This is a genomic window from Nocardia carnea, from assembly GCF_029868855.1.
Taxonomy (GTDB): domain Bacteria; phylum Actinomycetota; class Actinomycetes; order Mycobacteriales; family Mycobacteriaceae; genus Nocardia; species Nocardia carnea_A.
On record NZ_JARWOV010000063.1, the window covers coordinates 1 to 18,856 of the forward strand.

22 protein-coding genes are annotated in these 18,856 nt (G+C 66.9%); 9 read left to right on the forward strand and 13 right to left on the reverse strand.

Annotation, left to right across the window (positions count from 1 at the left end):
- The 5 genes from QH195_RS05260 to QH195_RS05280 all read right to left on the reverse strand — a co-directional run.
- Positions 1 to 239, reverse strand: a 239-nt coding sequence (locus tag QH195_RS05260; RefSeq protein ID WP_280434510.1) for an SDR family NAD(P)-dependent oxidoreductase, incomplete at its 3' end; no start/stop codon positions are given.
- Between the two features lie 152 nt (positions 240 to 391).
- Complete coding sequence (locus QH195_RS05265) at positions 392 to 826, reverse strand: nuclear transport factor 2 family protein (protein WP_280426248.1); 435 nt, start codon at positions 824 to 826, stop codon at positions 392 to 394.
- Positions 823 to 1,902, reverse strand: coding sequence for an NAD(P)H-dependent amine dehydrogenase family protein (locus tag QH195_RS05270; protein WP_280434511.1), 1,080 nt, complete (start codon positions 1,900 to 1,902; stop codon positions 823 to 825). The genes QH195_RS05265 and QH195_RS05270 overlap by 4 nt, the downstream gene beginning before the upstream one ends.
- A gap of 32 nt (positions 1,903 to 1,934) precedes the next feature.
- Positions 1,935 to 2,789: an acyl-CoA thioesterase gene (locus QH195_RS05275; RefSeq protein ID WP_280426250.1), complete on the reverse strand. Its 855-nt coding sequence runs from the start codon at positions 2,787 to 2,789 to the stop codon at positions 1,935 to 1,937.
- Between the two features lie 48 nt (positions 2,790 to 2,837).
- On the reverse strand, positions 2,838 to 3,494 hold the full coding sequence (locus QH195_RS05280; protein WP_280426251.1) for a TetR/AcrR family transcriptional regulator: 657 nt from the start codon (positions 3,492 to 3,494) through the stop codon (positions 2,838 to 2,840).
- A 185-nt stretch (positions 3,495 to 3,679) separates the two neighbouring features.
- On the opposite strand from QH195_RS05280, the gene QH195_RS05285 reads away from it, so the two are divergent.
- From QH195_RS05285 to QH195_RS05300, 4 genes are all read left to right on the forward strand, one after another.
- Positions 3,680 to 4,678 carry an acyl-CoA dehydrogenase family protein gene (locus QH195_RS05285; RefSeq protein WP_280434512.1) on the forward strand — a complete coding sequence of 333 codons (999 nt, stop codon included), beginning with the start codon at positions 3,680 to 3,682 and terminating at the stop codon, positions 4,676 to 4,678.
- A 146-nt stretch (positions 4,679 to 4,824) separates the two neighbouring features.
- Entirely contained in the window at positions 4,825 to 5,613 is a 789-nt protein-coding gene (locus QH195_RS05290; protein WP_280426253.1) for an enoyl-CoA hydratase, read from the forward strand.
- A gap of 191 nt (positions 5,614 to 5,804) precedes the next feature.
- Entirely contained in the window at positions 5,805 to 6,314 is a 510-nt protein-coding gene (locus QH195_RS05295; RefSeq protein ID WP_280434513.1) for a hypothetical protein, read from the forward strand.
- Between the two features lie 304 nt (positions 6,315 to 6,618).
- Positions 6,619 to 7,170 (forward strand): hypothetical protein, encoded by a 552-nt coding sequence (locus QH195_RS05300; protein ID WP_280426255.1) that lies wholly within the window; start codon positions 6,619 to 6,621, stop codon positions 7,168 to 7,170.
- Positions 7,171 to 7,195: 25 nt separating this feature from the next.
- On the opposite strand, the gene QH195_RS05305 is transcribed toward QH195_RS05300, so the two are convergent.
- Genes QH195_RS05305 through QH195_RS05340 form a run of 8 tightly spaced genes read right to left on the reverse strand, consistent with a single transcriptional unit; the run spans position 7,196 to position 13,180 of the window.
- Positions 7,196 to 7,366: a hypothetical protein gene (locus QH195_RS05305; RefSeq protein ID WP_280434514.1), complete on the reverse strand. Its 171-nt coding sequence runs from the start codon at positions 7,364 to 7,366 to the stop codon at positions 7,196 to 7,198.
- A 50-nt stretch (positions 7,367 to 7,416) separates the two neighbouring features.
- The gene (locus QH195_RS05310; protein WP_280434550.1) at positions 7,417 to 8,265 is read right to left on the reverse strand and encodes an acyl-CoA dehydrogenase family protein; all 849 of its coding nucleotides are present in this window, start codon (positions 8,263 to 8,265) and stop codon (positions 7,417 to 7,419) included.
- Between the two features lie 51 nt (positions 8,266 to 8,316).
- A complete protein-coding gene (locus QH195_RS05315) occupies positions 8,317 to 9,432 on the reverse strand; it encodes an acyl-CoA dehydrogenase family protein (protein ID WP_280434515.1) in 1,116 nt (371 codons plus the stop codon).
- Complete coding sequence (locus tag QH195_RS05320) at positions 9,429 to 9,845, reverse strand: nuclear transport factor 2 family protein (RefSeq protein ID WP_280434516.1); 417 nt, start codon at positions 9,843 to 9,845, stop codon at positions 9,429 to 9,431. Before QH195_RS05320 ends, QH195_RS05315 begins: the two co-directional genes overlap by 4 nt.
- Complete coding sequence (locus QH195_RS05325) at positions 9,829 to 11,043, reverse strand: metal-dependent hydrolase family protein (protein WP_280434517.1); 1,215 nt, start codon at positions 11,041 to 11,043, stop codon at positions 9,829 to 9,831. The genes QH195_RS05320 and QH195_RS05325 overlap by 17 nt, the downstream gene beginning before the upstream one ends.
- Positions 11,044 to 11,045: 2 nt before the next feature.
- Positions 11,046 to 11,393: a hypothetical protein gene (locus QH195_RS05330; RefSeq protein ID WP_280434518.1), complete on the reverse strand. Its 348-nt coding sequence runs from the start codon at positions 11,391 to 11,393 to the stop codon at positions 11,046 to 11,048.
- Entirely contained in the window at positions 11,380 to 12,645 is a 1,266-nt protein-coding gene (locus QH195_RS05335) for an aromatic ring-hydroxylating oxygenase subunit alpha (RefSeq protein ID WP_280426260.1), read from the reverse strand. Before QH195_RS05335 ends, QH195_RS05330 begins: the two co-directional genes overlap by 14 nt.
- A gap of 4 nt (positions 12,646 to 12,649) precedes the next feature.
- Positions 12,650 to 13,180 (reverse strand): carboxymuconolactone decarboxylase family protein, encoded by a 531-nt coding sequence (locus tag QH195_RS05340; RefSeq protein ID WP_280426261.1) that lies wholly within the window; start codon positions 13,178 to 13,180, stop codon positions 12,650 to 12,652.
- A gap of 341 nt (positions 13,181 to 13,521) precedes the next feature.
- On the opposite strand from QH195_RS05340, the gene QH195_RS05345 reads away from it, so the two are divergent.
- From QH195_RS05345 to QH195_RS05365, 5 genes are read left to right on the forward strand one after another with little or no spacing between them, the layout of a single operon-like run.
- Positions 13,522 to 14,898, forward strand: a complete 1,377-nt coding sequence (locus tag QH195_RS05345; RefSeq protein WP_280426298.1) for an ABC transporter substrate-binding protein — start codon at positions 13,522 to 13,524, stop codon at positions 14,896 to 14,898.
- Positions 14,899 to 14,904: 6 nt separating this feature from the next.
- Positions 14,905 to 17,031 (forward strand): ABC transporter permease, encoded by a 2,127-nt coding sequence (locus QH195_RS05350; RefSeq protein ID WP_280426262.1) that lies wholly within the window; start codon positions 14,905 to 14,907, stop codon positions 17,029 to 17,031.
- A complete protein-coding gene (locus QH195_RS05355; protein WP_280434519.1) occupies positions 17,009 to 17,722 on the forward strand; it encodes an ABC transporter ATP-binding protein in 714 nt (237 codons plus the stop codon). The genes QH195_RS05350 and QH195_RS05355 overlap by 23 nt, the downstream gene beginning before the upstream one ends.
- Complete coding sequence (locus QH195_RS05360) at positions 17,719 to 18,426, forward strand: ABC transporter ATP-binding protein (RefSeq protein ID WP_280434520.1); 708 nt, start codon at positions 17,719 to 17,721, stop codon at positions 18,424 to 18,426. Before QH195_RS05355 ends, QH195_RS05360 begins: the two co-directional genes overlap by 4 nt.
- Positions 18,423 to 18,800: a hypothetical protein gene (locus QH195_RS05365; protein ID WP_280434521.1), complete on the forward strand. Its 378-nt coding sequence runs from the start codon at positions 18,423 to 18,425 to the stop codon at positions 18,798 to 18,800. Before QH195_RS05360 ends, QH195_RS05365 begins: the two co-directional genes overlap by 4 nt.
- Positions 18,801 to 18,856 lie beyond the last annotated feature (56 nt).

Consider the following 18,856-nt stretch of genomic DNA (forward strand, 5'->3'; position numbering starts at 1 on the left):
CCGCCGCGCTGGTGGCACCCGCGGCCGCCTATCCCGCGGTCCCCGGCCCCGCCCGCGATTCGGGGGGCCCCGCCGTCCAGCTCCCGCACGGCGGTATCGAGCCGGTCGGTATCGCGGCCGGTGATCACCACCTGCGCGCCCTCGTCGAGCAGCCGCTGCGCAGTGGCCGCGCCGATCCCGCTGCTACCGCCGGTGATCAAGGCGACTTTGCCCTCGAATCGAGGTATATCGGTGTGCATCCGGAAAATCCTCTCCCGCGTACGATCCGGTTCGATCAACATCGAACCGGGCGGGATTCATCCCGGACCGCACCGGAGTCGAGCCGGTGCACGGCCCGAGACCGCGGATTCCGCAGGCGGCGCTCCCGAACCGGATCAGCGCCTCACAGACTTCATTCGGCGGTGCCGCCTGCCGTGCCCTCCTGGCCGGGCGTGAAGTCCATATGCAGGCGGGTCAGGCGCTGCGAGCGGATACGCCACCGGCCGTCGGACTTGACGTAGGTTTCGTGGTAGTGCCCGAAGCCGTGGAGCCGGGTGCCGTCGGGAAAGGTGAGCCGGTCTTCCATGGCCCAGATCCCGGTGGCCTCGGTATCGGAGAGCAGTTCGATCTCCGGGGTGTGGCCGTGATGGATCGTGATCGCCTCGCCGATCCGGGGAGTGAGGAAGGCCAGGAATTCGTCGGCGCCGGTGATCACTTCGCCACCCGAGCCGGATACGTCGATGACGACGTCGTCGCAGAACAGCTCCCGGAAACCGGCCCAGTCCTTGGTGTCCATCAGCCGGAAATAGCGGGCTTTGAGGGCGCGGATCGCTTCGTGGTCGTTCATGCTCGTCCCAGGGTTGCGGTGATCGGGGGCAGGTCGAGGACGGTGCGGATACCGGGGGCGGCCGCGCAGACGTAGCGGACGGCGTTGACGGCACGGTTCGCGGTGTAGGCGGGAGAGTGCTCGGCCATCCGGTCGAGCGGGAACGGGAAAACCATATCGATCTCGAGCGGGGCATCGCCTTCGACGCTGAGATGCCAGCCGGTGGGGCGGATCTCCCAGCCGGTCTCGGCCTGGGCGCCGCAATGCCAGATCGCCTGGAAGCGCAGGACGGGCCGGCCTTTGTGTATTCCGGAGATCGTTATGCGCTGTGCGGCAACGGTTCCCTGCGGAATCGTGCCGGCCGCGATATCGAAGGTGCGCGCCGCGGTGGCGACCTCACCCGTGGCGGTCACCTCGTCGAGCGGTAGCCCGATTCCGTCGGCGAGCAGCCGTAGTGACGGACCGAAGCTGTTGCGCAGATGGTCCAGCCGTACCTGGGCGAAATCTCCCGGCGGCGCGCCGAATCCCATGACATCGAACAGGATCGCCGGCGAGTTGCGCTGGGACAGATCGGCATACTCCTGGATGGAGAGCTTGTCGAGGTGCCGTTGGATCGAAGCCAGTACGAGGGGAACGGCCTCGGTGATGAAGCCGGGGCTGCTGCCCGTGCTGTGGATCGAAGTGCCACCGGCCGCGCACGCCGCCTCCACCTGCGCCCGGACGCCGGGATCCATACTGCCGGGATGGTGGAAGACACCGGCGGTCGTCACGATATTCGTACCGGCGGCGAGGATCCGGCAGACTTCGTCGATATCGCAGGTCTGCGGCATATAGAGCACGCAGTCCGGCGTACCGCGGAGGATTTCGCCGATATCGCCGGTCGCCGGGACCCCGGTCGGGGCCGGCGATCCGCACAATTCGGCCGCATCGCGACCCTGTTTGGCGGGGGTGTGCGAATACACCCCCGCCAGTACCAATTCCGGGTGGTCGACGAGTGCGCGCAGGGCGCGCGAGCCGATGGTGCCGGTGGACCATTGGGCGACCCGTAACGGTGCGGCCGGGTGCGCGGCCGGGGTGGCCAGGGGAGAGGGTTGCATCGATTGCCTATCGGTCGGGCGGGCCGGCGGATTCAGGGCCGGAAACGCAGCAGGGCTTCCTGCGCGAACGAGGCCACCAGGGTGCCGTCCGCGGTGAGGACATCACCGCGACCGTAGGCACGGCCATGCGCCATGACCAGGCCCTCGTGCCGCAACAGCAACCAGTCGTCGCTACGGAAGGGGCGGTGGAACCACAGCGTGTGCGAGGTGGTGGCGGAGGTGAATTCGGTGCCGTTACCGCTGTGGTCGAAACCTTCGATCGGGCGCAGCACGGTGCCGATGACATTGAGATCGGTGGCGTAGGACACCAGGCCGGGAGCGAGTTCGGCGCCGACCTCGGGTGTGCGCATCCACAGGTCGTATACGGCCGGGCCGGCGGCCTTGTCGCCGAGGTCGGTGAGGGACCGGGTCTCCCAGGGGATCAGGCCGATATCGACGGTGTGCTCGGGGCCCGGAACCGTTGGTACCGCGCCGATTTCCTGGTTCTCCCGCCCGTCCTCGAGCGCGGTCATCGACAGCAGGGCGGTGGCAATGACATCACCCTTCTGCCGGGCGACGACGGTGAGGGTGGCGAAGGAACGCCCGCGATGCTGCGGCTGCACCACGTAGTAGACCGGGGCGTCGCTCTTGCCCTCGCGGGCGAAGATGACGTGTACGGATTTCACCGTCTTGTCCGGGCAGGCGAAGACCGCGGCGCGCAGGAACTGGGCCAGCAGCTGCCCACCGAAGAGCCGATGGTATTCCAGCTGCTGATTGGGACCCTCGAATACCGAGAGGGTGGCCTGCGGATCAGGGGCGGGCGCCTCGGTGTCGTCGTCGGCCTGCGGTGCGGTGGGACGCAGGCGCAGATCCATACAGGCGAGGAGATCGGTCCAGAGATCGGGCATACAGTGAGTGTAAACCCGTATCTCTGATTTGGAGAACGCTATTCTCCTCTAGATTCCGCGGGCGAACCCCTTCGCGCAGAATTCCCAGATCTCCTCGGCCGAGATCGGATAGGCCGTCTCGTCGTCGATTCCGCCGTTGGACTGGGCCGTGAACATCACCGTCTGCATCACCATGGCGGCCATCCGGCGCGGATTGAGCTCTTCACGCAGCAGCCCGTCCTTCTCGGCGTCGATCATGAGCTCGGTGAACAGTGCCAGCAGTGGCGTATGCGCGACCTTCACCTGTGCTGGATGGCTGACCAGCAGTTGCGGGGCGAAATCGGTGAACAGCGGGCGCTGCGCGGTCGGGTCCGGGCGGCACAGTTCGTAGAGGAGTTCCACGGCCAGCTGTAGCCGGTCCAGGGCATTGTCCTTGCCCGCGGCGGCGGCCCGGATCTGGTCCGCGGTGCGGCTCAGGGCATCCTCGAACAGTGCCAGCAGTAGTTCGTGCTTACCGTCGAACTGCAGGTAGAAGCTGCGCAACGACTGTTTCGACCGATCCACGACCTCTTGGACCGTGAAATCGGTGGTGCCCTTTTCGGTGATGATCGCCTGGGCGGCATCGAGAAATCGCTGCACGCGCTGTTCGGCCCGCAGTTTCGCGGTGCGGATCGAGCGCTCTACCGCACGCTGCTTCCACGCGGGCTCTTCGCTGGGGGCGGTCACCGGCCGGCCCATCCGATCCCATCGATCCCATATGAGGAGAACATGGGTGCACTGTACCGGAGAACGTCCCATGTCCGGGCAGGCACGTCCGGTGTTCGCGCCCTTGGGGAGACTATTAATTTCATCTCAAGAGAATGCTATTCTCCTGAACGTAACGCAACCCCGCCCAACAGGAGGCAGCCCGGATGCTCTTCGAGTTCGATGCCGACCAGAGGCTGCTGCGCGATACGGTCCGGGAGGTCACCGCCAAGGAATGCCCCCCCTCGGTGATCAGGGAGATCGTGGACGCGGGGGCCGATCCGAGCCGGTTGTGGAAAACCTATGTCGAACTCGGCTGGACCGAACTCGTGGAGCCGGAGGCGACCGTGGAGCTCGGGATCGTGCTCGAGGGGCTGGGCCGGGCCACCGACCCGACGCCCTATCTTGCCACGATGACCCAGTTCGCGCCGCTGGCAGGTGCTTTCGGTACCGCGGAAGGAACCGGCGCCGCTGTCTTCGACGGTGTCACCGCGGTCCGCGACGGTGCAGAGTGGCTGCTACGCGGTACCGCCGGTCAAGTTCTCGACGGCGACCGCTGCGACCGGATCGCGGTGGTCACCACGGCCGGGGTCTTCGTCGTGCCCGCACATGCGGTCACCACCCGGCGGATCGATGTCTTCGATCCGGTGCTGCATGTCGCGGAGGTCACCTTCGATGATGTGCGGGTCACCGATGCCGACCGCACCGACGCCGACCCCGACCGTGCCAGGCAACTGGCCCTGACCGGTCTCGCGCTGACGACGGTGGGCGCCTGTCAGCGGATTCTCGACCTGGTGCTCGACCATGTGCGTACGCGCCGCCAGTTCGATACCGCCATCGGGGCGTTCCAGGCGGTCCAGCACAAGGCCGCCGATATGCATCTGGCCATCGAACGGGCGCGTGCCCTCGGGTATTTCGCCGCCCTGTGCCTGGCGGAGAACGACCCGCGCCGCACACTGGCGGCGGCGATGGCCAAGGCGTCGGCGGGGGAGTGCCAGTCGGTGGTTTTCCGGCACGGGGTGCAGCTGTTCGGAGCCATGGGATTCACCTGGGAGAACGATCTGCAGTTCGCGATCAAACGGGCCAAGGCCGGCGAACTGCTGTTCGGCGGCGCGGCCGGGCACCGGGCGGTGGTGGCCCACGAATATCTCGCCGCCCATCGCTGATCCGGCGACATCATGGGTGTGCGCGCCCGGATGCAGATCGCCGGCGCGCGGCCAGGTGGCACCACAGCGAACGGCCGGGTGGCGCAGCAAACGGAATACGAGCACCGGGTCGGGCCCGGTGTTCCCCGGAACCGAGGAGCACTGTTTTGTCTTATATCGACTATTCTGTCGCCGATAAGGTCGCGACGATCACGCTGAACCGGCCCGAAGCGGCGAATGCCCAGAATTCCGCGCTGCTGGACGAATTGGATGCCGCGTGGACGCGAGCCGCCACCGACGACGATGCCGTGGTGATCGTTTTGAATGCGGCCGGGAAACATTTCTCGGCCGGGCACGACCTCAAAGACGACAGCTGGCCCAAACCGGAAAAGATAACTCTCGATTGGATTTATCAGACCGAGAGCCGCCGGTATCTGGAATACACACTGCGGTGGCGCAATGTGCCCAAACCCTCCATTGCGGCTGTGCAGGGCCGCTGTATCGCCGGCGGGCTCATGCTGTGCTGGCCGTGTGACCTCATCGTCGCTGCGGACAACGCGCTGTTCTCCGATCCGGTGGCGATGATGGGTATCGGCGGCGTCGAATATCACGGTCACACTTGGGAACTCGGTCACCGTAAGGCCAAGGAGATCCTGTTCACCGGCCGTCCGGTCACCGCGGAAGAGGCCGAACAGGCCGGGATGGTGAATATGGTCGTGCCACTCGAGGAGTTGCCGGCCAAGACCGCGGAACTGGCCGGGCAGATCGCGCAGATGCCGCCGTTCGGATTACGCCAGGCCAAGCGTGCGGTGAATCAGACCATGGATGTCCAGGGTTTCTACGCCGCGATCCAATCGGTATTCGATATCCATTCCACCGGGCATGGAAACGCTCTCAGTGTGAGCGGCTATCCGATTCTGGTGGATCTCGACCAGATGAAGACGAATATGAAGTAACGAAACGGGGGATCGGCACCGTTCGCCGCGGTGCCGATCCCCCGTATCGAAGAAGTGACGCCGAGGCGGAACCGGCGGTCAGGGATTCTTTCGACACGGGCAGCGTAACCGAATGACGACCGCCCGGAACCCCGTTTTCGAATTTCCCGGATGGACGACGATTCCCGAAGTCCATCGGAAAGGTTTCCGCCATGCGTTACAGCAGAATCCGGCGTGCCACCACTCTCTTCGGCCTGGTGGCGCTGACCGCCACGGCCGTTGTCGGCTGTGGTGATTCCGGAGAAGACGCGGCCGCGTCCACCTCCGCCCCGGCCGCCACCAGCTCCGCCGCCCCCGCCGCGGCCGTGCCGGAGACCGAGAAAGCGATCACCGACGCTTTCGTCACCTTCTTCGACGGCAAAGCCGCCCCCGCGACCCGGGCCGGGCTGGTCGAGAAGGGCGGCGAATTCGAACCCATGCTCCAGGGAATGGCCGCCGACCCGCGCGCCCAGGGGACGAGCGTGACCGTATCCGCCGTAGAGGTCGTGGACGATACGACGGCAGACGTGACCTATACCCTGCTGCTGGGCGGTAATCCGGTGCTGCCGGACCAGTCCGGGCAGGCGATCAAAGAGGGTCATACCTGGAAGGTCGCCGCGATGACCTTCTGTGCGCTGCTCGCGGTCCAGGGCACGGGCGAAGTCGTCCCCGCCTGCGGCTGATCTCGTCACCGACCACGGACGGCGCTGCGCCGGAGCCTGTTTCGGCTCGGGACAGTCGGCGTTGCGGGGTCGCGCTTTCGCGGTGGGCCGGAGGAGGAACGTCGTATCGGTTGCGCAGTATCGATACGACTCCCGCTCCGGTCCGCCGGACTCCGGCACCGGCCTCATGAATTAACCGGAAGTCTATGCGGCAAATTTGCCGGATTCGTCATTTCCCGAGGTGGTGCCGGGCTAAACTCCCCGCGGCGGCCGTGGAACGTGGTTTTCGCAGACGTCGATCATCACTCTCCAGAAAGACGAACCGATGTCACGAAGACACCGGGTAGCGCGAACTGCCGCTGCCTGCGGAGTCGCGCTCTCGCTGAGCGCGATCACCGCCTGCGGCAATTTCTTCGGGCCCGAGAACTGTTATGTACTGCCGACGACCGAGGCGCCCGCCACCGAGGTCGCCGCCGGAAGCCCCGGGGCGGCGAATCCGGGCGCGGGCGTTGCCACCTCGGACTCGCCGGCCGTCGCCGCCGCGGCGATCACCGGGGTGTACGAAGCGTTTTTCGCCCCCGCCACCGCCACCGAGGATCGGATGGCATTGGTGGAACGCGGAACCGACTTCGAAACCGAAATCTCCGGAATGGCGAACCATATCCGCACGGCGCTCACCACGATCGAGGTCGCCGATGTGGTCGTACTCGACCCGGCCCACGCCGAATTGCGGTTCACCCTCAATATTTCCGGTAATCCGGTGGTGAGCAACCAGATCGGTCATGCGGTGCGGGAAGCGAACGGCTGGAAGATCTCCGCCACCACCATGTGCGGGCTGGTCGCGATTTCCGGGGGGATGTCACAGGCCTGCGCGTAAGAGAAACCCGCGGTCCACCGGCATATCACCCGTCCGGGGCGGCGGTGCGTGCACGATCGGCTCGACTGCCGAGATACCGCACCGCCGGATAACCGCACGGCTGCCGCGGGTTGTCACCGCCGCGGCCGGAGACGAACGCGGACTTTCGCATGACGGCGCCGAGCGCCACCGTGTGCGGTAAAGCCTGTGGTGCCACGGTGATCCCTGCACCGGTGGGATGTGTGGAAACGTCCGATACGGCGATCTCTACAGATGTGCCAGCCGCGGAGCGTAGCCCAGCTCGCGCAGTGTCGCGCCGGCCTCGCGGGTGAGGTCGCGTGAACTCCCGAGTAATCCGTCCAGCACGAGGGCCCGCCGATAGTGGCGGTGGAATTCGTGCTCGGCCGTGAAACCGATTCCGCCCAGCACCTGCTGACAGTGCCGCGCGGTCACGAGTGCCGCGCGGCCGGCGGCGGCCTTGGCGAGCGCGGCGGCGAGGGAATCGTAGTCCTGCGGTACAGCGGCCGCCGGGTGGGCCGGATGGTGCGCATCGGACGGGCCGACCGCGAGGGCGGCCTCGGCTCCCTCGATGGCGACCAGGGTTTCGGCCAGCCGGTGCCGGACCGCCTGGAAACCCGCGACGGGTTTGCCGAACTGCACCCGTTCGAGCGCGTGACGGCGAGCAAGTGCGAGCATGGCCCGCGCTGAGCCGGTCAGCCACCAGCCCAGGGCGCGGCGCGCCTGGGCGAGTGGAACCGACTCGGCGGCAGTCGATTCGGAGGTATCGACGAGGACGGACAATGGTAGTTCGGGATCGAGGAGAACGCTCGGCTCGGCGCCGTACCGTGGCTCCGGCGGGACCGCGGCCGAGCCCGAACCGGTCTCTTCGGTCCAGAGCACCCAGCGGCCGCCGGCGAACGGCAGCGGTATCGGTTCACCGAGCGGGCGGCCTGCCGCGTACGCCAGCACATCGTTGATCAACGGTGCGTGGGTACCGGTCTCGCCGAGCAACCGGAAGACCAGCGGGACCGCGATATCGGCGCTGTCGGTGAGCAGCTCGTACCAGCCGAGCTCACGCAGCGCGGGATAGAGTTCGGCGCCGGCGGCCGTGGCCATCGTCTTGCGCAGCGTATCGGTGAGCAGAGTCTGTTCGGCGGCGTCCACCGCTCACTCCTTTCCCAGGTCGAGCAGGCGGCGGGCGATGATATTGCGCTGGATCTCGGCGGTACCGCCGTAGATGGTCGCCGCGCGGGAATACAGGAATTCCGAGCGCCATTCGGAATCGGCGAGTTCGATCTCGCCGGGCAGCAGGTCGCGGGCGGTATCGAAGAGCTGCTGTTCGGCGGTGGCCAGCAGTACTTTGTCGATCGAAGTGTCCGGGCCCAATGCGGCGCCACCGGCCAGGCGCCGCTGGGTGATGCGGGAACGGCAGCGCACGGTGTGCAACGCCAGGTAGGCGGCACCGAGATCGGTATCGTCGGCGTCGGCGGTCTGGTCGAGGACGCGGTCGAGCCGGGTGAACAGATGCGCGATCCGATGCCAGAAGCAGGTGGACCGCTCGTAGGGCAGCAGATCCATCGCGACCCGCCAGCCGTCACCGGGCCGGCCCAGCATACGTGCCTCGTCGACCACCACGTCGTCGAAGTACACCTCGGCGAATTCGTCGACCCCGTGCATGGTGCGCAGCGGCCGGACGGTGATCCCCGGGGTGTCCATATCGACGAAGAACGCGGTGATCCCGTCGTGACCCGGGCCGGTGCGGGTCAGCAGCACACAGCGCGACGCGAACTGCGCGAGGCTGGTCCACACCTTCTGCCCGTTGATCACCCACCGGTCGCCGCGCTGTTCGGCACGGGTGCGCAAGGAGGCCAGATCCGAACCGGAACCCGGTTCGGAGAAACCCTGGCACCACTGTTCGCTGCCGTCCAGCAGCCGGGGCACCATCTCGGCGGCCAACTCCGGGCGGGCGTAGGAAATCATCGTGGGGGCCAGCACCTCCACCATGGAATAGATCCCCGGTTCGGCCAGACCGCGGGTCGCGACCTCCTCGCCGAGCACCGCCCGCAGCAGCGCCGGTCCCCCCAGACCGCCCACGGACTCCGGCCACCCGTAGCGCATCCAGCCGGCGTCGAACAGCGCCCGCCGGACCCGGCCCAGCTGCGCGACCTGCGCGTCGAAACCGGGTTCGGGTCCGGGTGAGAGGTCGTTCTCGTCAAGCCAGGTGCGCACCCGCGACCGGAACTCCCCGATGTCAGCTGCCGCCTCCGGGCCTGACTCGCTCATGCCGACGGCCGCTCGAAGGCGTGTGGGATCCCGGAGTCGTGGATACCGCTGCGCCGGATGAACGTCATCGCGCGGGTGGCCAGGCGCCAGCCCTTGTCGGTGCGGCGGTAGGTATCGGTGTAGTACCCGATCCGCATATCGTGGGTCGACTGCTCCACGAAACACAGGGGCTGTGTACCGGTTCCGGTATCGCCGTCCAGTTCGATCAGCGGGGTGCCCGTGAGGAACAGGCCCTTCGGCGCGGCATCGACGAGTTCGGGGAACACGTCGAGGGTGTAGGTGTCGCCGAACGCGCTGTAGCTGCCGTCGGGGGTGAATACGCCGATCAGTCCGTCGATATCGCCCTTGGTGATGGTCACCGTGTAGCGGGCGAGCAACTGCTGGATTTCGATCAGGTCATCGATTGCCGCCATAGACCTTTCCGCCTTTCATCACGAACCGCACCTGCTGGGTGACGGTGATATCGGCCAGGGGATCGCCGGGCACCCCGATCACATCGGCGAGCAGTCCCTCGGCGAGCCGGCCGCGGTCGGTGACCTGGATGAGCTCGGCGGCGACGACAGTCGCCGCGCGCAGCACCGACAGTGGGTCGAGTCCCCGCTCGACCAGGGCCACCAGTTCGTCGGCATTGCGGCCGTGCGGGATCGCCGGTGCGTCGGTGCCGACGGCGATCTTCACGCCCGCGTCGAAGGCGGCCTTCACCGAGGTCCGGGCACGCGGGAACATCTCGGCTGCCTTGGCCTGCAGTTCCGGTGCCGCCTTGGAGACATCCATGGCATCCGCCAGGCGCGTGGTCGGCACCATATAGGTGCCTTCCCGAACCATGAGGTCGATGGCTTCGTCGTCGATCAGGAAACCGTGTTCGATACAGTCGATTCCGGCTCCGACCGCCTCCTTCACCGCCTCCGCGCCGTGGGTGTGCGCGGCCACCCGCAGGCCTCGGCGATGCGCCTCGTCGACGATCGCCCGCAGTTCCTCGGTCGAATAGTGTTGTGCGCCCGGCGCCCCTGTCAGCGACATGACGCCACCGGATACGCAGACCTTGATCAGCTGGGCGCCGTGTTTGATCTGGTATCGCACCGCTTTGCGTACCTCGTCGACACCGTTGGCGATGCCTTCTTCGAGGGTCAGCTTCAGCACATCGGGGGCGAAGGCCGAGAACATGGTGGGATCGAGATGTCCGCCGGTGGGGGTGATGGCATGACCCGCCGGCACGATACGGGGCCCGTCGATCCAGCCGGCGTCGATGGCCTTACCGAGCGCGACATCCAGCAGATATCCGCCGGTTTTGACGAACAGGCCCAGGTTGCGCACGGTGGTGAACCCGGCGCGCAGGGTGCGCCGGGCATTACCGACCGCGCGCAGCATCCGCAGCGGCGGGTCGTCCTGGACCGAGGAGCTCAGCCCGGTTTCGCCCCGGCCGCCCATCAGGAGGTTGACCTCCATATCCATCAACCCCGGCAGGAGGACGAGATCACCGAGATCGATGACCTCCCCTTCCGGTTCCCCGCCGATGCCGACGATCCGGTCCCCGTCGACACGCAGGACGCCGGGCCGGATGATTTCGCCGGAGTCCACATCGAGCAGCCCGGCGGCCCGCAGTGTCAGCATGGCTACACCACCGGTTCGCGCACGATATCCAGATAGGCCGCGCCGCTGTCGGGCACCCGCGGCTGCTTCCAGACCTCCACCGGGAACGAGGCCATCACCAGCGATTGCATCAGATGGAACAGGTTCCGGGCTTCGTCGGGCAGATCGTCGAGGTCGAACCGGTCGCAGTAGGCGATGGCATCCTCGAGGCGTGCCATCCCGGCGTCGTAGAAGGCCTGCATCTCCGGCATCGTGGAGGCCAGCCGTTTGGCGTACCGTTCGGGTTCGGTGGGCAGGATCCAGTCCGCGAACTGTGCCAGATCGGCGAATTCGGCGGGCAGTGCCTTCGACTCGTTGTCAGCGGTTGCCATTGCGGTATTCCTCGACTTTCTTCTGGGCGGTCTTGTGCAGGTGGCGCAGGAGGATCTCCTGGTCGTTGAGCGGGAAATCGGTCACCGTGCGGGTCGCGATCATCGTCTGGGTGGCCTCGAGGGTGTTCGCGTCCTGCAGCGCGTACTCCTTGAAGGTCACCCCGGCCAGCTCCTGGGCCAGCCGCTCCCGCGCCGTCTTTGCGGGCACGAAATACAGATTGGCCTCGAAGGTGTGCCGGTTCACCGCGGTCGGCCAGTAGTGGTAGGTCAGATACCAGCCCGGTGCCCAGAACAGCAGCGAGAAGTTCGGCCAGATCTCGAACTCGTCCACACCCCAGGCCCGGTGGCCGGCGGGATTGATCCCCACGGGCAGCGGGTCCAGGCCCTCGATATCGGGGCGGTCCCAGGGGCCGAACAGGCCGCTGCGCAGGACGCGCTCGATCGGTTTGACCATGTTCAGGTCCTTGGGCGGAGCCATCCCGCCCCACGAGGAGATCATCGAATGCGGCGGCTGCAGTTCGTAGTGCAGCGCCTCGTAGCCGTAACCGGCCAGCTTGTCGGCCTCGTCCTTGACCGCCTGCTTCATATGCAGGATCGGCGCATGATAGAACTCGGCGAACGCGTCGATGAACAGTTTCCAGTTGCTGCCGACCTCGGCCTTGTAACTGAACACCTCGGTCATCTCGTGGAACGGATAACCTTCCAAGCCCTTGATCATCGGGCCCAGGAAAGTGGTCAGGGGTTCCGCGTCGTGGTCGAGGTTGATGAAGATGAACCCTTCCCACACCTCGCAGCGCACATCCTTGAGTCCGTAGTCGGCGCGGTCGAGGCCGAAGAATTCCTTCTCCTGCTGGACGAAGGTCAGCTCGCCCTCGAGGCTGTAGCGCCAGGCGTGGTATTTGCAGGTGAACTGTTTGCAGAAGCCCGAGGTCTCCTCGTTCGGGTAATCGTCCCAGACGAGTTTGTTGCCGCGGTGGCGGCAGACGTTGTGGTAGGCGTGGATCTGGTCGTCGTTACCGCGGACGATGATCAGCGAGGTGCCGGCGGCGGAGAGTTCCTTGGTGAAGTAGCTGCCCTTACGCGGCAGCCGTTCCACCCGGCCGACATTGAGCCAGGTCCGCTTGAAGATGGCTTCGCGCTCGTCTTCGTAGAACTGCGGATCGATGGAATCGGAGTAGTCGACCGGCTCGGTACCCAGATCGGGGTAGTGTTCGGTCCAGCTACCCGCTGCCGGTTTGTTGAAGTGTGCCAAGGGATTACCTCTCGTACTCGGATCGGATGCCGAAGGTGTTGAAGGCTGCGGCAAGCGTGTTGTAGGTGCCGATGGTGAAGATCAGATCCATCCGCTGTTGCTCGTCGAGATGGGCACACAGTCCGTCCCAGGTGGCGTCGGACAGGTTCGATTTCTCGTCGAGCTCGTCGACAGTGCGCAGGATCAGCTGGTCGACCACGTCGGTGGCCTCGCCCCGGGCGACCCCGGCGATCTCGTCGGCGGTGATCCCCTCCGCGAGCGCGGCTTCGCGATGGTGGTTCCACTCGTAGACGCAGTCCCGCAGGTGCGCGACGCGCAGGATGGCGATTTCGCGCAGCCGGGCCGGTAGCGACGACCGGAACAGCAGGTGGACGTTCAGGGTGAGGAACGCCTTGGTCAGCGCGGGGTGCCGGACGAGTGTCGACAGGGCGTTGCTCGCCTTCTCCGGGTTGCGCAGCCGGCGCGGCAGCATGACCCGCAGCGCCTCGTCGACGTCCTCGTCCCACCGGTCCGCGGGCAACGGCGGTACTCGCATCGCGCCTCCTCTCGATGAGAATGGTATTCTCGCTTTCGGATAACAGGTTTCCATGAGGCGGCCGGATAGTCAACGCGAAGGTGTATTTACAGGTGGTGAGCCTGCCGCCGCGGCCTCCGCGGCCGGTGGTGTCGGGATGGGATGCGGTTGCCTGCATGGATGCGTACCCAAAAACAGGATATTGATTCTCGATAAGTGAGAAGCTAGTTTTCATTCACCGAGAGCTGGGTACATGGTCGATCGGCCGGAGTGTCCGAACGCGAACTCGGTGTATGGGCGGGCCCGCTTTTCCTCGCCCGATCACGATCGGCTGACCGATGGGGGTCAGCGCAGAAAGGACAATCGTGAGACCGAAGCGAATAGCCGCCGCCCTGCTCGCCGTGGCGTTACTGGCTGCCGCCGGCTGCTCGGGCCGCAGCGGCAGCGAAACCGAGAACTCGTCCTCCGGCGATACCGTGGTCGCCGATTTCGGCGATCTGAGCGGGGTCTGCCAGGACGGGGACGCCTCCGGTGCCCCCACTCAGGGCGTCACCGACAGCGAGATCACCGTCGGTGTGTTCAGCGATGTCGGCTACTCCAAGAACCCCGAATTCGTCGACGCCGCCAAGGTCTTCACCTCCTGGTGCAACGCGGCCGGCGGTATCAACGGGCGCACCCTCACCACCGAGGTCCACGATTCCAAGCTGATGGCCGTACGCCAGAAGATGGTGGAAGCCTGTCGTACCGATTTCGCGCTGGTCGGCGGTGGCTCCGGGCTCGACGGGCTCGGGGTGAAGGAACGGCTGGAATGCACCCTCCCGGACTTTCCCGCGCAGGTATCCCAGCAGCAGAATCTCGGCACCGATCTGCAGGTGATCGCCTCGCAGAGCACCTACGCCCACTACGACCCCTACAACGCCTCGCGCCAGTGGCTCACCAAGGAGGCGTACCCGCAGTCGGCCGGCGCCATCGGAATCATCAACGGCGACTCTCCGGTGACCAAGGTCCTCGGCGCCAAGGCCGTCGAATCACTGGAGGCCATGGGCGCGAAGGTCATCTACAACGAGTTGTACCCGGTGGGCGGCGTCACCGATTGGACGCCGTACGCGCAGGCCATCAAGAACAGCGGAGTCCGCGGACTGATCTGGCTCGGCGAGGACGGCCCGCTGGCCAAGCTCGAGGAGAAGCTGACCTCGATGGACTACAAGCTGGACTGGATCGACCCCACCAACAACGCGTTCCAACCCGACTACATCGAACTCCTGGGCCGTTCGGCGGGTTTCCAGAACAACATCGTGGACCTCGGCGGTGTGGTGCCACTGCAGCTGGCCGCCGAATCCCCGGCCATGCAACAGTTGCAGGACCTGTACGAGCAGTACGCCCCGGATGCGGAGATCTCCCTGCCCGCCACCCGTGCGTTCTCGGCCTGGCTGCTGTTCGCCAAAGCGGCGAGTGCGTGCGGATCCGAGCTCACCAGGACCTGCGTGGTGGAAACGGCGAAGAAGGAAACCGAGTGGACCGGCGGCGGATTGCACAGTCCGAACGATCTGTCGGCGGAGGACCCGGCACCGTCGTGCTTCAACGCCATGCGGGCCACCCCCGAGGGCTGGCAGCCGGCCGAATTCGGCGCGAACGACGGCTTGTTCCGCTGTGGTACTCCGCCCTACCGTTACACCGGTGACTACGGTGAGCCGCTGACGCTGGCCGATGTGGGCAAGACCATGGCGGACGTCGAGTAACCGGCCATGGATCAATTCCTCGCCTTCGGGATCGTCGGGCTGAGCACCGCGGCCGTCTACGCCGTCATCGGCAGCGGTCTGGTGCTCACCCATACGACCACCGGAATCTTCAATTTCGCGCACGGCGCGGCCGGGATGATGGCGGCCTTCTCCTACTGGCAGCTCACCGCCGGCTGGGGTGTGCCGGTACCCGTCGCACTGGCGATCGTGCTGCTCGTGCTGGCGCCGCTGTCCGGCCTGCTCGTCGAACGGGCGCTGCGGGCCGTGCAGGGATTGGGTGACGCGGAAAAACTGGTCATGACGGTCGCGCTGCTCAGCGGTCTCATCGCCACCGCTCGCTGGATCTGGGATCCGATGCAGGCACGCACGCTGCCCACCTTCTTCGCCGATGCCGAACCGATCCGGCTGGGTGCCGCCACCGTCACCTGGCATCAGGCCCTGACCATGCTGGTGGCGATCGCGGTCGCGGTGGCGCTGCGGGTGCTGCTGTTCAACACCCGTACGGGTGCGGAGATGCGGGCCACCGTCGACGACCGGGCTCTCGCCGGGCTGACCGGTGCCGATCCGGTGCGCGCCAATCGGGTCGCCTGGATCCTGGGTATCGAATTGGCCGCGGTGGGCGGCATTCTCATCGCACCCACGGTCTCGCTGGATGCCGCGACGCTGTCGCTGCTGATCGTCAGTGCCTACACCGCGGCGATCTTCGGGCGGTTGCGCAGCCTGCCGATGACCTTTCTCGGCGCGGTCGTGGTCGGTCTGATGGAGAGCTACCTGACCGGGTATCTGCCGCAGAACGAATACCTGCCGGGCCTGCGGCTGGCCGCGCCGGCACTGCTGCTGTTCGCGGCGCTGCTGTTGTTCCCGCACGGGCGGTTGCGCGGTCGCGACCGCAAACTCAGCCCGGTGCCCACACCCTCGCGCGGCGGTGCGGTGTTCTTCGCGGTGGTGATCGTGATACTCGGCCTGATGGTCGCGACCACGCTCGGGGAGAGCGATCTCATCGCCTACGGGCCGATGTTCGCCTTCGGTGTCATCGCGCTGTCGTTCGTGCCGCTGTCCGGGTACGCCGGGCAGATCTCGTTGTGCCAGCTGAGCATGGCGGGGATCGGGGCGATCGCCTACGGGCAACTCGCACCCGACGGTGAACTGTGGGGTCTGCTCGCGGCCGTGGTGATCGCGGCGCTGGCCGGTACCTTGATCGCGCTGCCCGCGCTGCGCCTGTCCGGTGTGTATCTGGCGCTGGGAACGGCGGCCTTCGCAGTGGTACTCGATCGGTGGATCTTCACCCTGCCGTCGTTCGAGATCGCGGGCGTGCAGATCTCGTTCTTCGATCAGGGTTCGGTCGAGGTGTACGGACCGAACCTGTTCGGGCTGCGGCTCGACACCGCCGAGAGCATCACCGTTTTCGCGGCGGTCTGCCTGGCGGTGGCCACGCTCGGCGTCGCGGCATTGCGGCGCGGGCGGTTCGGCCGCCGGCTCATCGCGTTACGCGACAGCGAAGCCGCCTACGCCACCCTCGGCGGAAACCTGCTGCGGGCCAAGGTGGCGGTTTTCGCGCTGAGCGCCGGACTGGCCGGACTCGGTGGCGCGCTGTTCGGGATGCAGATGGGCTCGATCACCCCCGAACAGTTCAATTTCGTGGCCGGTCTGCCGATCTTCCTGGTGGCTGTCTTCGCCGGGCTCGGTGCCCTCGGTAACGGGCTGTTCGTGGGTGTCGCGCTCTACGGGCCGATGCTGGCGATCCCGGTGCTGTTCCCCTCGACCGAGAACCTCGTCCACGTGCTCCCGGCGCTGGCCGGTATCGCCTTCGGTGGTGGTGTGGTGAGCCACGGGGCGGTCGCCCGCATCCGGGAGGGATTCGAGGCGGCGATCCGCAATCGGGGGACGCTGGTGCTGATGGTCGCCGTACCGGTGGCGCTGTGGCTGGTGCGGCTGGCCGGTGTGATCGACGGCTGGATGTTCTTCTGGGGCTCGGTCCTGGCGGTGTTCGCGATCCGGATATGGGCGAACAACCGGGAACAGCGCGCCGCCGCGGGCGAACCCGATGTGCCCGTCGAATGGTGGGGCGTGAAACGGCCGTGGCGGCCGGCGGACAAGGAGGTGCTCGATCATGCCATCGCTGCTGGACGTTAGCGATATCACCGTCTCCTTCGGCGGCCGCCGCGCCCTCGACGGCGCCGGATTACAGGCTCGGGCGGGTGAGGTCACGGGATTGATCGGGCCGAACGGTGCCGGGAAGAGCACCCTGTTCGACGTGATCTGCGGATTGCGGCGGCCCGCGGGTGGCCGGGTCCGGCTGGCCGGCCGCGATATCACCCGCCTCGACCCGGCACGCCGGGCCCGGCGCGGCATGGCGCGGACCTTCCAGCGGCTCGAACTCTTCGGCCGCCTCTCGGTCCGGGACAACCTGCTGGTCGCCGCGGAACTCGGCCCGCGGCGCCGCCGGGCGGACAAGGTCGTCGACGAGATCATCGACCGGCTGGACCTCGGTGAACGCGCCGGGGATCTGGCCGATTCGCTGCCCACCGGGCTGGCCCGGCTGGTCGAGGTCGGCCGCGCGCTCGCGGTGCGGCCCACGCTGCTGCTGCTCGACGAGCCCGCCGCCGGGCAGGACAGCGCCGAAACGGATCGCTTCGCCGAACTGCTGCGCTCGGTGGCCGGGGACGGCACCGCGGTGGTGCTGGTCGAACACGATATGGGCCTGGTGATGAGCGTCTGCGATCAGGTCTACGTCCTCGACCTCGGCAGTGTGATCGCCGACGGACCGCCCGAGGTGATCCGTCGGGACGAACAGGTCCTGGCGGCCTATCTGGGGGACTCGTGACCGCACTGCTGGAACTGACCGGAATCCGCGCCGCCTACGACGCCATCACCGTCCTGCACGGTGTGGACCTGAGTGTGCGGGCGGGCGAAGTGGTCGCGCTGCTGGGACCCAACGGCGCCGGTAAGACCACCACATTGAAGGTGGCGGCCGGGGTACATCCGATCGCCGACGGTGAACTGCGGCTCGGCGGGCGCACCGTCAACGGAGTCGATCCGCGCGATCTCGCCCGCGCGGGTGTCTGCCTGATCCCCGAGGGCCGGGGGATCTTCCCCAACCTCACCGTCCGCGACAACCTGCTGATGATGTCGTTCACCGGCCGCCCGGTCGGGGAGATCGAGGATATCGCGTTCGCGCGGTTCCCGATCCTGGCGCAGCGGGCCGGGCAGACCGCGGGCACGCTCTCCGGCGGCGAACAGCAGATGCTGGCACTGGCCCGCGGCCTGGCGACCGACCCGGCTGTGCTGCTACTCGACGAATTGTCCATGGGACTCGCACCGCTGGTGGTGGAGCGGCTCTACGAACAGGTCGCCGAAATCGCCCGTCAAGGTGTGGCGGTACTGATCGTCGAACAGTTCGCCGCCGCGGTACTCGATATCGCCGATACCGCCGCGGTGCTGGTACGCGGCCGCGTCGAACACCGGGGCCCGCCCGATCTCGAGCTCCGCAACCAATTGGCCACTCTCTATCTAGGAAGTCCCTCATGACCGAATCCACTCGCGCGGACCGTTTCGTCGCCGAACTCGCGGAGCTCAAGATCCCCGATCCTGCCGCCGGCCGCGGTGGCCTGTGGCTGCGGGTCGGTGTCGCCCTGCTGATCCTCGGCCCGGTGGTGATCGTGCTGGGCTATCTGATGTCCAACAACACCTCCGACGCGCTGGTCCAGCGTGACGCGATCATCATCGCGCTGGCGGGCGTGGCGCTGAGCATCGTGGGGGCGGCGCTTTTTCTGCGCTACTCGCTGACCGGGGTGCTGCGGTACTGGATGGCGCGGCAGTCCTACGACCTGGCCCAGCTCGCCGGCCGCCTGCCCGGCGGGTCGGATCAGGAACTCGGGGAGGTCGGTGTGCCACAACGGTGAGCCGTTCGGCAGCGGCAGCGGGGAAACCGCCCCGGCCGCGCGGCGGCGACGACGAG